Below are 13,423 nucleotides of genomic sequence, written 5' to 3' on the forward strand. Positions count from 1 at the left end.
GAAGAATTCATATTCCCCATCCGATGTCCGGAAAACTTCCCCCACAACCGTCCCGACAACGGCGATGTAATGAGGTTGCCAATCATGAGTCTTCCCGACGACACGCGGTGCTGGGTCACGGACTCGTTCTCGATGACGCCGGCGAAGACCGGCGTGCTCAGCGAGAGCACCGTGGCGCTGAAGGACCTGTTCTCCATCGCCGGTCATGTTCCGTCGTTCGGCCATCCCCGCTGGCGCGAGACCCACCGGGCGGAGACGGAGACCGCACCGGTCGTCTCACGGCTCCTGGACGCCGGCGCCTCGATCCGCGGCCTCGCGAAAATGGACCAGCTCGCGTACTCACTGATCGGCAACGTGGGAGAGGGAGAGGCTCCGGAAAACCCTCTCCATCCGGATCGGTTCACCGGAGGCTCCTCCTCCGGTTCGGCCGCGGCCGTGGCCGGCGGACTCGCCGACGTGGGAATCGGCACCGACACCGCCGGGTCGATCAGGGTTCCGGCGGCCTCCTGCGGAATCTTCGGAATTCGCCCCACGCACGGTCTGGTCGACTCGACCGGAGTTCTGCCCCTCGCCCCCTCGTTCGACGTCGTCGGAGTGCTGACCCGCGACCCCGCACTGCTGCGGACGGTGCTGGAGGTGCTCGCCGGTCCCCTACAGGACGAGATGAACGTCCGCGAGGTCCGTGTTCCGGCGGACATACTGGCGGAGACCGGCCCCGAGGTGGCCGCAGCCGTACGCGGAACGGCCGCGGCGGTCGCGGAGGCCGTTGACGGCAGAGTGGTGGAGCGGGACCTGGGCTCGTTCGTCAACGGAGAGGTGGCCGACCTGTTCGCGCGCGTCCAGGGCAGGGAGATATGGGCCGTGCACGGCGGCTGGATAGCCGCGAACAAGGAGTTTCTCGTGGACGACGTGCGGATGCGGCTTGACCGCGCGGAGGCGCTGAGCTCCGGCCCGGAGGCCGAGAGGTCGGCGGACGTGCGGGCTCGCGAGAGGTATCGGGCGGAGTTCTCGGAGTTCACCTCGGATGACTCGATCACGGTCCTGCCGGTGATGCCCGATCTGCCGCCACGCCGCGACGCCACCGCCGGGGAACTGTCCGCGTTTCGAGTCGGCGCCTTCCGATACAGCGCCCCGAGCAGCCTCGCGGGAGTTCCGGAGGTCGTGATCCCGGTCCTGCACGTCGCCGGCGGCAGGCGTCTCGGCATCGGCCTGGTCGGCGGTCACCGCCGAGACGGTGGACTCGTCAGGGCGGCGATGTCGGTCTGCCCCGGCGGCAAGGTGCTTGAGGTCTGAACACGGCCGTCCGTGCGGCGCGCCGTACCGGGCCGTCCTCCGCGAGCGCCACCAGCACCGCGACGGCGAAGCCCCGGACGGGCCGCAGTGGCCGGGGCGGGGGGAGGAAGCCGATCACAGCTCTCGCGTCCCCGGCGGGAGCGATGGTCGGACGTATGGATACGCGTACGGATACATCGCCATCCTCCGTGTGATCAACTGGATTGGCGGACAGTATTTCCCTGACACCGGAAGATGGCCATCGGAAATCCCCAACCCACATATCTGCCCATTTTCATGACACGCATGGTGATAGCGGACAGGGGCAGGAGTTGAGGGGCCCGCATGGGGCAGGGGCAGGGGATACCGATCTACGGGAGTGATCCATGAACGCGGACTTGGACCTGGAGCGGCTCGCGGGCGGAGCGCACCACGATCCGCACTCGATCCTGGGCGCGCATCCGGGTCCCGGCGGCGTGACCGTCAGAGCGCTGCGGCCACTGGCCGAAAAGGTGCAGGTCGTCGAGGACGGCCGCACCCACGACATGGAGCACCTGGCCCACGGCGTGTTCACCGTGACACTCCCCGGACTGGACAAGATTCCCGACTACCGGCTCAGAGTCCTCTACCCGGGGGCCGAGCCGTACGAGATGGCCGACCCCTACCGCCACTGGCCCACCCTGGGCGAGGTGGACCTGCACCTGATCGGCGAGGGGCGTCACGAACGGCTCTGGGAGGTGCTCGGCGCGCGGGTCATGCGGCACGAGGACGTCGAGGGGACGGCCTTCGCCGTATGGGCGCCGAACGCGCGGGGCGTCCGGGTGATCGGCGACTTCAACCACTGGGACGGCACCGCCTACCCCATGCGCTCGCTGGGCAGGTCCGGGATCTGGGAGCTCTTCGTCCCCGGGCTGGGTGAGGGCGATCACTACAAGTTCGGCGTGCTGGGCGCGGACGGGGTCTGGCGGGCCAAGGCCGACCCGATGGCCCGGCGCACCGAGGTGCCGCCCGCGACCGCCTCGGTGATCGACCGGTCGGCCTACCGGTGGCGGGACGACGAGTGGATGCGGCGGCGCGCGAGCCGGGTCGCGCTGGACGAGCCGATGAGCGTCTACGAGGTGCACCTCGGCTCGTGGCGTCCCGGGCTGTCCTACCGTGAGCTGGCCACGGAGCTGGTCGACTACGTGGTCGGCATGGGGTTCACCCACGTGGAGTTCCTGCCGGTGGCCGAGCACCCGTTCGGCGGTTCCTGGGGTTACCAGGTGACGTCCTACTACGCGCCGACGGCCCGCTTCGGCACCCCCGACGACTTCCGCCACCTGGTGGACCGCCTGCACGAGGCCGGCGTCGGGGTGCTGGTCGACTGGGTGCCCGCGCACTTCCCGATGGACGACTGGGCGCTGGCCAGGTTCGACGGGACGCCGCTGTACGAGCACGCCGACCCGGCCAGGGGCGAGCACCCCGACTGGGGAACCTACATCTTCGACTTCGGCCGCAGGGAGGTGCGCAACTTCCTGGTCGCCAACGCGCTGTTCTGGCTGCGCGAGTTCCATGTGGACGGGCTGCGCGTGGACGCGGTCGCCTCGATGCTCTACCTCGACTACTCACGGCGCGAAGGCGAGTGGACGCCCAACGAGTACGGCGGGCGGGAGGACCTCGACGCGGTGGAGTTCCTCAAGGAGATGAACGCGGTCTGCTACCGGGACCAGCCGGGGATCATCACCGTGGCCGAGGAGTCGACCGCCTGGCCGGGGGTGTCGCGGCCGGTGCACCTGGGCGGGCTGGGGTTCGGGTTCAAGTGGAACATGGGCTGGATGCACGACACCCTGGCCTACCTCCAGCACGAGCCGATCTTCCGGCGGTACCACCACCACCAGATGACCTTCTCGCTGATGTACGCCTACTCGGAGAACTTCGTGCTGCCGCTGTCCCACGACGAGGTGGTGCACGGCAAGGGGTCGCTGCTCGGCAAGATGCCCGGCGACGAGTGGCAGCGGTTCGCGAACCTGCGCGCGCTGTTCGCCTTCATGTGGGCCCACCCCGGCAAGCAGCTGCTCTTCATGGGCGGCGAGTTCGGCCAGGGGGCCGAGTGGTCGGAGGCCCGGGGGCTCGACTGGTGGGTGCTCGACTTCGACGGGCACAAGGGTGTTCAGAGACTGGTCCGGGACCTCAACCGGATCTACCGGGAGACGCCCGCCCTGTGGACGCTCGACGCCTCCCCCGACGGTTTCCGGTGGATCGACGCCGACGACGCGACGGGCAACGTGTTCTCCTTCCTCCGGTACGCCCCGGACGGCTCGGCCGTGGCCTGCGTGGCCAACTTCTCCGGCGCGCCCCACGAGGACTACATCCTCGGTTTGCCCTCCGGCGGCTCCTGGGAGGAGGTGCTCAACACCGACGCCTACGACTACGCGGGCAGCGGGGTGGGCAACCTCGGCGCCGTGGAGGCGGCCGAGGAGCCCCGGCACGGCCTGCCGTACTCCGCCCGTCTGCGCGTGCCGCCGCTGGGCGCCCTCTGGCTCCGGCGGAGCGCGCCCGCGGTCCCCGCCCGGGCCGAGGCCGAAGCCGAGGTCGCGGCGGAAAGGCCGGAGAGGGCGGAGAGGGCGGAGAGAACGTCGAGTTCCACGACGGCCGGAGGCGGAACCACCACACCCCCGCCACCGTCGCGGGCACGATGATCCACACGGGGAACCGGGACCTGAGTGGCGCGTTCTCCCGGCAGGCCGGCGGCGACACCCTCAACGAGGGGGCTGGGTAACGCAATCCCCAGGGGGCTCAAGTAAAATTCCGGGCACTCGACCCTCCGTGTGCGTCACGCCGCGGAGGGTCGAGCCATGTCGGAGAAGATCCACAAAATCCGGAACAGGTATTCACCGGCGGTAAACAGCTGTTTAGACTCCACATCGCCTGTTCGATCTTTCCGGAGGACGTGTGCGACTTCGAGCCCTCGCAGCCCTCGTGGCGGCCCCGGCGGCAGCCCTGGCACTGGTGCTCGGCACCGCTCACGCCATGCCCGCCCCCGCCATACCCGTCCTCGCCGGAGTCCCGGCCGCCGCCTTGAGGTCCGCGGCCGTCGCCGACGAGGACGGGGCCCGGATGATCGTCGAGGTGACCGCCCCCGCCGAGGCCGCCCGGGTGGCCCGAGAGGCGCGGGCGCTGCCCGGCGCCGAGGTGGTGCTCCAGCCGCCGGACGCCTCCTTCATCGTGGTCGAGGGCGCGGGTGAGTCGCTGGCCGCGCTGGCCGAGGACCCCCGGGTGGTGTCGGTCCGCCGCGACCGCACCTACTCCCCGGCCTCGCTGGCCTCGGGCCTGAGGCTGATCGGGGCGGACCGGGCCCGTGCGGGGGGAGCCGACGGCACGGGCACCACCATCGCGATCGTCGACACCGGGATCGACCGGGACCATCCCGCGCTGGAGGGCAGGATCGTGGCGGAGAGATGCTTCTCCGTGGCGACCGAGGGCGTGAAATCCCTCTGCCCCAACGGGAAGGGGGAGGACACATCCGCCGACGCCGAGACCGCCGCCTGCCATCGGGGCGCGGAGAACCTGTGCGAGCACGGCACCCACGTGGCGGGCATCGCCCACGCCGTCGCGCCCGGCGCGGACATCGTGGCCGTCCAGGTCTTCAGCCGCCGGGACGACTGCGCGGAAAGCGGTGCGAGCTGCCTGAGCGCCTACGAGTCCTCTCTGCTGCTCGCGCTCGACCACCTGGCGGAGCTGAAGGACGCCACGCCGGGCCTCGTCGCGGTGAACCTCAGCCTCGGCGGCGGCCTCCACGACGGGGCCTGCGACGGCGACCCCGAGGTCCAGGCGATGAAGGAGAGAATCGACACACTGCGCGCCAGGGGCGTGGTGACCGTCGCCGCCGCCGGGAACGAGGGCATGGCCGGCGCCGGAGTCCCCGGGTGCCTCTCCGCCGCGGTGACCGTGGGCGCGACGGGTGACGACGACCGCGTCCCCGGCTGGTCCAACCGCGGCTCCGTACTCGACCTCTTCGCCCCCGGCGTCGAGATCGACTCCTCGGTGCCCGGCGGCGGCACCCGGGTCCACAGCGGGACCTCGATGTCCACCCCGCACGTCACGGGCGCGCTGGCGGTGCTGGCCCAGGGGCCGGCGACGGCCGGGGACCCCGACCTCCTGGTCGGCAGGCTCACGGCGGCGGGGCGCCCGATCGTCCACGACGGGGTGACCACGCCCCGCCTCGACCTGTACGGCGCGCTGACCGGACAGCCCCCCTCGTCACCCGTCACCCAGTCGCCGGACCCCGAGGCCCCGCGAAATCCTGAGGACCCCGACCCGGACGGTCCCGGGGACGGCTCCCCCGACGATCCGAGCCCCGATCCGAGCTCCGGCCCTCCGCCCTCCAGCCCTTCGCCGGCTCCCACCCCGGTCCCGCTGCCGACGGTGACCGTCACGGTCACCGTGACCGCCACCCCCGCTCCCGCCGCACCGCGGGCGGCGGTGTGCGCCCGGGGGAAGGCGAGAAAGACACTGAGCGCCGCGCGCTGGGCGGCGGAGACCGGCCGCCCAGCCCCGAAACCCCGGGGAACCTCCGGTGCCCGGGAGAGAGGAAGACTGCCGGAGGCGACGATCAGGTGCTACCTCGGCCTGGTGGGCAAGGCCAGCAGGGTCTTCTCCGAGCTCACCTCCGTCTCCACGCCCGCCGCCGCCCGCCGGGTGCTCAGCCCCGCCGGGAAGACCGGAAAGGCCCGGCTGGAGAGCGAGCTACTGGCCGCGTGGCTGAACTGGGCACACGGCGGGGTCAACCTGACCGCCGGGGTCGGCGGGGCCGCCACGGTCAAGGACGTCCTCACCTCCGCGGAGGACAGGCGCCTGCGGAACGTGTTCCCCGAGACGTCGATCTCATTGCTGAGAAAGCAGGTCAACGCACGCCGTACCGCATAAAGCCCGTGATGCGTCGCTTAGGGTGAGACCATGGACGCGACCAAGGTGATCATCGACACAGTCGACCGGTTCCGGCAGCGGCGCACCGCTCCACTGGTCCTTGAACTCGACCTCACCGAGGGGCTGACCGAAGGACCACAGGCGGATCCGCTGAGCGCGATCCTGTCCATGCGCAAGGCACGCCTGGCCGACGTGCTCTCCGGGCTGAGGCGCGCGGGGAGGGACCCCCGGGTCAAGGCGCTGATCGTCAAGATCGGCACCCAGCCGCTGGGGCTGGGGATGGTGCAGGAGCTGCGCCAGGCCGTGACGCGGTTGCGGGCCGACGGCAAGCTGACGGTCGCGTTCGCCGAGACGTTCGGCGAGTTCGGCGCGGGCACCGTGCCCTACTACCTGGCCACCGCCTTCGAGCGGGTCTACCTGCAGCCGTCGGGTGACGTCGGGCTGACCGGCGTCTCGCTGGAGCAGCGCTTCCTGCGGGGCGCGCTCGGCAAGCTCGGCGTCGAGTACCAGATCGGCCAGCGGCACGAGTACAAGACCGCCGCCAACACCTTCACCCAGGACCACATGACCGAGGCCCACCGCGAGTCGATGGGCCGGATCACCGAGTCGGTCACCGAGCAGGTCGTCGCGGGCGTCGCCGAAGGGCGCGGGCTGGACCCCGCCGATGTCCGCGAGCTCATCGACCGGGGCCCGTTCATCGGCGCCGAGGCGGTCGAGGCCGGCCTGGTGGACCGGATGGCCTACCGCGACGAGGTCTACGACGAGGTCAAGCAGGTCGCCGGCGCCGACTCGCTGCTCCTCTACGTCGGCCGCTACGCCAGGGGGCCGATCGCCCGCAAGCTCCCGCACCCCGGTGAGCGGACGGTCGCGCTGGTCCACGGCACCGGCCCGATCCGGCTCGGCCGCAGCGGCCGGAGTCCGCTGGGCGGAGGCGGCGCGATGGGCTCGGACACCGTCTGCGCGGCCCTGCGCGCGGCCCGGCGCGACGAGCACGTCAAGGCCGTCGTCTTCCGGGTGGAGAGCCCCGGCGGCTCCTACGTGGCCTCCGACGCCATCTGGCGCGAGGTCGTGCTCACCCGCAGGGCGGGCAAGCCGATCGTGGTCTCCATGGGCGACGTGGCCGCCTCCGGCGGCTACATGGTCTCGATGGCCGCCGACGCGATCGTGGCCCAGCCCGGCACGCTCACCGGCTCCATCGGCGTGTTCGGCGGCAAGGCGGTCATCGGCGGGCTTCTGAAGAAGATCGGCGTCTCCTCCGAGATGGTCGGCGAGGGCGCCAACGCGGGGATGTTCTCCCCCACGAACGCCTTCTCCGAGGCCCAGTGGGCGCGGGTCAACGCCTGGCTCGACCGGGTCTACGACGACTTCGTGAACAAGGTGGCCGAGGGCCGGGGCCTGTCGCGCGAGCGCGCCCACGAGCTGGCCAAGGGCCGGGTCTGGACCGGTGCCGACGCCCAGGCGGGCGGGCTCGTCGACGAGCTCGGCGGTCTGGAGGACGCCCTGGCCCTGGCCCGCGAGAAGGCCGGGCTCCCCTCCGACGCCCCGGTGCGCGGCTATCCCAGGCTGAACCCGCTGGAGCGCCTGCGCCCGGCGGACTCCAGCGAGGACAGGACCGCCGCACTGGCCCAGGTCCGCCTGGAGGCCTGGGGGCCCCTGGCCCACGTCGCCACCGAGCTGGGCCTGCCGTCCTACGGCCCCCTCATGCTCCCCGGCCGCTGGACCGTCCGCTGACCCCACCGGCACCCCGTACGGCCGCGTCCCCGGCGTCCCCGGCGTCCCCGGCGGGCGCCACCCCGTGCCGGGGATCGCCGCGTCGAGCGCCCCCTGACCGCGGGGGCCGCCGGGGCGTCCGACGCCCCGGCGGTCAGCCGACGGGGCGGTAGCGGCCGCGGAGCCGTACGAGCGGGGCGAGTCCCGGGGTGACGTAGTCCACCGCCAGCACGCGGGCGACGAAGAGAGTGTGGTCCCCGGCGGGGAGGACCCGGACGGTCTCGGCCTCCAGCGCGGTGACACCACCGTCCACGACGAGCGCCTCGCTCAGCTTCCCCCGATGGTGTGGCGTCCCGGCGAGCAGGAGGCGGGCACCCGGCCGGCCCGCCGTGGCGAAGCGGCTGGCGATCGCCTTCTGCCCGGCGGAGAGCACGCTGGCCGCCCAGCGGTCACGGCGGAGCAGCAGCTCGTTGAGGTAGCCGGTGTTCTCCATGCTCACCATGACGAGCCGCGGGTCCAGCGAGACCGAGGTGAAGGTGCCGACCGTGGCCCCCACATCGTCGCGCTCGTCCTTCACCGTGACGACCGTCACGCCGGTCGGCACCTGCGCCATGGCCTCGACGAACTCGTTCATCCCGCCATCATCCCGGAGGGGCGCCCGGCCTCGAACACCGGAGCGACCCGTCACCACCGAGTCTCTCGTCGCCGGAGGCCACGCGGGTGTGATCCGCGGCGCACGCCGGCCCCCGGCCCGGCCGCGGAAGGTCATCTGTCGTTCCGGGACGCCGTTGAGCGGGTGGACGGCGATGTCGAGGACGCGGTTCGCGCGGGGCCCCGCATCGGAGGGTGCTCATTTCCAGGCGGTCCGAGAAACGACCTTGAGCAGAAGAGAGGCGCACAGGGGGTGGCCGCCACCGCGGATGCCCCCGCTACCATCGCGTGGCCCCCTGTACCGCGGGGTGCCGAAGAGGCGTCGGGCCTCTGGCCTTCGACCACCAGGCGTGGGGTGCCGAGTTCTTCGGCGGGGCGCTCGAAGAGCGCGCACGCGGCGTAGCCCGGAACCAGGTCGTCGAATATTCCCATGGGCTTGAAGCCGTGCTCGATGTAGTACTGGTGTAATTCAACGTTCGTGGTCCACACGTCGACCCTGACCGATTCAAGGCCGTCGGCGGCGGCCCGGGTCGCGGCCCAGTCGAGGAGCTCGGCGCCGACCCCCTGCCCGCCGTACCCGCCGTCCCGCCTGACGATGAGGCGGTGCACGTAGAGGGCGCCTCTGGCCCGGCGTCGCGCCCGGCCCCGGTGCGGCGTCTGTCCGGCGCGGACGCGCTGTTCCCACCTCGCCCATATCTTGGGCGCGAAGGTGTCCAGTGTCAGTGTCGCCACGGGAGTCTCTCCGTCCCAGGCGATCCATGTGTGCCCCGACCGGATCCCCTTCCTTATCCGCTCCCTGCGGCCTTCACCGTCGGTCGCCCACTGGTCTTTGTTCTTCACTTTCTGCAACCAGGCGGTCGCGTTTTCCAGCAGCTCGAAGATATGTCCGGTTTCACCTGAGTCAGCTTTTCGGAGCACCAGCCTCAGCTCTGCCGGGACTTTCGGATCGGTTGACTCAGACGCCGAGGGATTCATTTTTCGGCCTCCATTGATAAGGATCGGGTGATGCTATTACCGTTTCTGCCACGCGAGCGGCAGTCTCAGTAATAGCAACCGAGAGTCGCCCCATGGAAACAATTGCGGCTATGGACGGATGGCCTGATTGGAATTTTGATGTATCGAGGCCGGGATGACGGGGAACGGCGGAAAACCCACTTTCGGTTAGTCGCGGGGAACCTGACCGGTCTCGTACGAGATCCGATGCCGTGCCGAATCGAAGATGGTCTGTGTCAGGCGCAGGGGACATCCGTCACCCGCGTAGGCGACTCTGCGCACCTCCAGCACGGGCTCGGGCTCACGCATCTCGAAGAAGGCGGCCTCGTCCTTGGTCGCGTTTCGAGAGAGGACGACGTCTCGATAGCCCACCTGCGCCAGCCCCTGCGCGGCCAAATACCTGATGGTGCCCTCGGTGATGTCCTTCACGGAGTGGAGCCGGGGGGCGCGATCGGCGATGGAGTCCGGGTAGAACGTTCGCTGCAACGACCCGGGTTGCACGGTACGGACGTCGTAGGAATGCGGCGCGTCCCCTGTTTTGATGAAAGCCGGATCGGTGTCCGGGGCCGACCTTCTGGCGAAGAATCGTTTGAGGGCTCGGCGGACGAACTGCTCGTCCTCTCCCAGCACCAAATCCTTCCGGTCGGTCTCGGAAGGGGCGGCCATGCGTACCTCGGGGCCCTCGACCAGGGGGACCAGTCCCTGCTTGATCACCGCTGCCCGGTAGGCGTCGAGCTCGATGGGCAGGTGGGAGTTGTCGGCCTCCTCCACGTCCGCCCCCTCCTCCCGTGACAGGTTGATGACCAGCACGTAGGTCGACGAGATGATCCGGCCCTCGACGACTCGATAGCGATCCGTTCGCCCCGTCTTGCTGATCAGGTCTTCCTTCACCAGCTCTTCATAGGCCCTGCGCACAGTGCTTGGCGCCATGCCGCGCTCGCCGGCCAGAGCCCCCACACTCGGCAGTTGGTCACCGGGCCCGAGGTGGTCGTCTCGCTCCGCGTCCACCATCCGGTCCCGCAGGTCACGTGCCACCTCTTGCCACTTTGTCGTGTCGGCCGCCACGCGCTCCGCCACCTCCTTCCATTAGTACGTATAAGTCGTTCAAGTGCGTAGATAGGGAGTAGCCATGTAACTGATTTGCTTCGTTACACACCTATCATCCGTGCGGTATGTATGAGTTAACGCAACCACCAGGAGACAGGAGAAGACCCTAGAACCAAACTGTGGCTACGGCGAGCCGAAACCCGCAGATTTGTGCCAAGCAACGAGCTGATCATCCTTTCCGGTGGGCACCTTTGGGATGATCAGCCCAATAGGCCACAAGGACGCCAAATTCCCCACAAGGGGATTATGTGCACAAAATTCTTCTTCAGGGGTGGTGATACATGTTCAAGGGTTAGCGATATGACCGACCGCCGGCCCCGGCGCCGTCCAGGCATCGCCCTGTCACCGCCGTCGATCGAGCGCTTTCCTCCTCGATCGGGCCGAGGCCCGCCGACTTCCCGACGCCAAGATCCCTCCACCCATCGGTCACACCGCGGTTGACCGAAGGACGGTTGACCGGCCCCGGCCCATCCACCGCCGGGGATCGAGGGAAGGGACTTCTCTCCAAGAAGTCGGAAATGGGGGATCGCATGTCCCTGGGACGCCATGAAGGCGAAAGGCGGGCACCCTCCACGCGCTGGCCGGCCATTGCTCGCGCCACGGCCAGGTGGCTCATGCGAGCGGCCTGGGAGATGATCCAGCAGCTGATGGAGGGGGACGGTTCCAATCTCTTTTCTTAAAGAGATTGGAACCGTCCGAAACGGAGGTTCTCGTACCGTTGTACAGTCTGGCGAGACATCTGCGGTGCGAGAACTTCCTTCACCGGGATCCATCAAGGCGATGGCATGTTCTCCCGGGGTGAACCTCTTCCAGCTTGACACGGACAGTCGGGCGGAGCCAGTACAGGGCTTTCTCACCACTGAGTAATCAGAAGGTTGTCACGGAGCGCCATTGAATGGTCGCACCCGATAGCCCGCCGATCCTCGCGGGCTACATTCGAGATTACTTCTGCCGCCGATGCAGACTTCCACTCCTTTTCCAGGGGATACTCAACTCAAAGCCCACCGGAAAGGGGTAAAAGGGTGAAAAATTCACTTCCACCCCAGAAGTACCCACAGCTCTGGGTAGATCTCCCTCAGGCGTATATCGCCTGCGTGGCGACCGCACTGGTCCAGCAGGGGGTCCAGGTCACCGACCTGTGGCCGGACCCCTGCGAACCCCGCGACGCGACGATCAAACTCGCGGGCCCCGAACCGCTCGCCCTGGTCTGGGACGAGGTGACGGGATGGAGGTACGCCCCCTACGTCACCGGCCACCGAGGGGTCCGCACCAAACTCGTCACAAGCGAGATCACCTACATCGGCGATCGCGTACTCCCCGCCCCCTGGGCCGTCGCGCGAGACTTCGTCACGGAAGCCTCCCGCCCGGCGCCCCCCTCCTATCGCTCCTACCTCGACTTCGCCGACGGACTCGATGACCAGCTTCGGGGCTACGACACCGGATCACACCCATACGGGCGTGAACTGTACGACAGCCTGGAGTACACCCGGCTGATAGAGCCGCTTCTCGCCCGGACTCATCGAACGGCTCTCGCCGCCTGAGTCTCGGACCACCGATCCGCCGCGACTCAGGCGGCCGGTGAACTCCCATGTTCCACGGTAAGGCCCGGCGGCGGCGCCAAGGCGTCTCCCCGGGCCCGATCGAGCGCCGGCACGGGTCCGGCGCCGAAGAGCACGCTCGCTGTGCGATCTTCGGCGCCGGTGGACGGCACCCGGTGTCAGACGGCCCGGCGCCGGCCGACGGCATCCGGGGCGGACGGCCGGGCGCCGTCACCCGCGGCCGATCCGCGGTCGCGCCCGGCCCCGATGACCGTGCCGGGCCAGGGCGGCGGTTACGCCAGGCCGTTCTGGGTCAGCCAGTCCTTGGCGACCGCGGCCGCGTCGTCCTTGTCGACCGAGACGCGCTTCATCAGCGCCAGCAGGCCCGCGGTGTCGAGCTTGGCGGAGACGGCGTTCAGCGTGGTCTTCACGGTGTCGTTCGCGCCGGCCCTGTTGACCAGGGGCACGATGTTGTCGGCGGCGAAGGCGTTCTTGGTGTCCTTCAGCGAGACCAGGTCGTTGAGCACGATCCTGGGGTCGGTGGTGAAGACGTTGCCGACCTGGACGGTGCCGTCCTTGAGGGCGTCGACGGTGGCGTCACCGGTCTTCTTCCACTCCTTGAACTCCAGGCCGTAGGTGTCCTTGAAGTTCTTCTCCTGGCGGGACCTGAACTCCGGCGGACCGCCCACGGCGTAGTCCTTGGAGACCTTGACCAGATCCTCGATCGTGGTGAGACCGTTCTTCTGGGCGGTCGCCTTGGTGACGGTCAGCGAGTTGTTGTCCTCGGCCGCGGCGGGCCGCAGAACCTCCAGCTCGGCCGGGAGCCTCTCCCCGAGCCCGGTCAGGACGTCGTCCTCGGTCTTCGCGGTGGTCGTCTTGTCGACGAAGGCGAGGAGCGAGCCGATGTACTCCGGCAGAACCGTCAGGCCACCGCTCTTGATCTGGTCGTAGAGGATCTCGCGGCTGCCGATGTTGAGCTTCTTCTCAACCCGCACGCCCTTGGCCTCCAGGGCTTGTGCGTAGATCTCGGCGAGCAGGACGTTCTCCGGGAAGTTGGCCGAGCCGACGACGACCTTCCCCCCGGCCGCCGACGCGTCTCCCGAGCCCGTCGGGCCCGTGGAGGCGCTGGTGAGCGGGTCGCCACCACCGCACGCGGTAAGTGTGAGCACGGTGGTGAGGGCGACCACCACAGTGCCGAAAAGTCGCTTCATCGTACTTTCCCCTTCTAAACGGGAGGGAATAGGGAC

General features: G+C 69.4%; 9 protein-coding genes. 5 read left to right on the top strand and 4 right to left on the bottom strand.

Annotation, left to right across the window (positions count from 1 at the left end):
* Window positions 1-84: 84 nt before the first annotated feature.
* The 4 genes from ABZ194_RS11735 (at window position 85) to sppA (ending at window position 7,908) form a co-directional block, all read left to right on the top strand.
* The gene (locus tag ABZ194_RS11735) at window positions 85-1,293 is read left to right on the top strand and encodes an amidase family protein (RefSeq protein ID WP_355595033.1); all 1,209 of its coding nucleotides are present in this window, start codon (window positions 85-87) and stop codon (window positions 1,291-1,293) included.
* Between the two features lie 365 nt (window positions 1,294-1,658).
* Window positions 1,659-3,950 carry a 1,4-alpha-glucan branching protein GlgB gene (gene glgB / locus ABZ194_RS11740; RefSeq protein WP_355595035.1) on the top strand — a complete coding sequence of 764 codons (2,292 nt, stop codon included), beginning with the start codon at window positions 1,659-1,661 and terminating at the stop codon, window positions 3,948-3,950.
* 253 nt (window positions 3,951-4,203) lie between these two features.
* Window positions 4,204-6,177 (top strand): S8 family serine peptidase, encoded by a 1,974-nt coding sequence (locus ABZ194_RS11745; protein WP_355595037.1) that lies wholly within the window; start codon window positions 4,204-4,206, stop codon window positions 6,175-6,177.
* A 30-nt stretch (window positions 6,178-6,207) separates the two neighbouring features.
* Window positions 6,208-7,908: a signal peptide peptidase SppA gene (gene sppA, locus ABZ194_RS11750; RefSeq protein ID WP_355595039.1), complete on the top strand. Its 1,701-nt coding sequence runs from the start codon at window positions 6,208-6,210 to the stop codon at window positions 7,906-7,908.
* 133 nt (window positions 7,909-8,041) lie between these two features.
* Here sppA and ABZ194_RS11755 read toward each other — a convergent pair whose 3' ends face one another.
* From ABZ194_RS11755 to ABZ194_RS11765, 3 genes are all read right to left on the bottom strand, one after another.
* Complete coding sequence (locus tag ABZ194_RS11755; RefSeq protein WP_355595041.1) at window positions 8,042-8,521, bottom strand: flavin reductase family protein; 480 nt, start codon at window positions 8,519-8,521, stop codon at window positions 8,042-8,044.
* A 131-nt stretch (window positions 8,522-8,652) separates the two neighbouring features.
* Window positions 8,653-9,513, bottom strand: a complete 861-nt coding sequence (locus tag ABZ194_RS11760; RefSeq protein WP_355595043.1) for a GNAT family N-acetyltransferase — start codon at window positions 9,511-9,513, stop codon at window positions 8,653-8,655.
* Between the two features lie 186 nt (window positions 9,514-9,699).
* Entirely contained in the window at window positions 9,700-10,566 is an 867-nt protein-coding gene (locus ABZ194_RS11765; protein WP_355595045.1) for a GntR family transcriptional regulator, read from the bottom strand.
* A gap of 1,166 nt (window positions 10,567-11,732) precedes the next feature.
* Here ABZ194_RS11765 and ABZ194_RS11770 point away from each other — a divergent pair.
* Window positions 11,733-12,179 carry a DUF6292 family protein gene (locus tag ABZ194_RS11770; RefSeq protein WP_355595047.1) on the top strand — a complete coding sequence of 149 codons (447 nt, stop codon included), beginning with the start codon at window positions 11,733-11,735 and terminating at the stop codon, window positions 12,177-12,179.
* Window positions 12,180-12,469: 290 nt separating this feature from the next.
* Here the strand turns inward: ABZ194_RS11770 and ABZ194_RS11775 are convergent, their stop codons facing one another.
* Complete coding sequence (locus tag ABZ194_RS11775; protein ID WP_355595049.1) at window positions 12,470-13,387, bottom strand: ABC transporter substrate-binding protein; 918 nt, start codon at window positions 13,385-13,387, stop codon at window positions 12,470-12,472.
* Window positions 13,388-13,423 lie beyond the last annotated feature (36 nt).

The organism is Streptosporangium sp. NPDC006007, from assembly GCF_040614315.1.
GTDB lineage: Bacteria > Actinomycetota > Actinomycetes > Streptosporangiales > Streptosporangiaceae > Streptosporangium.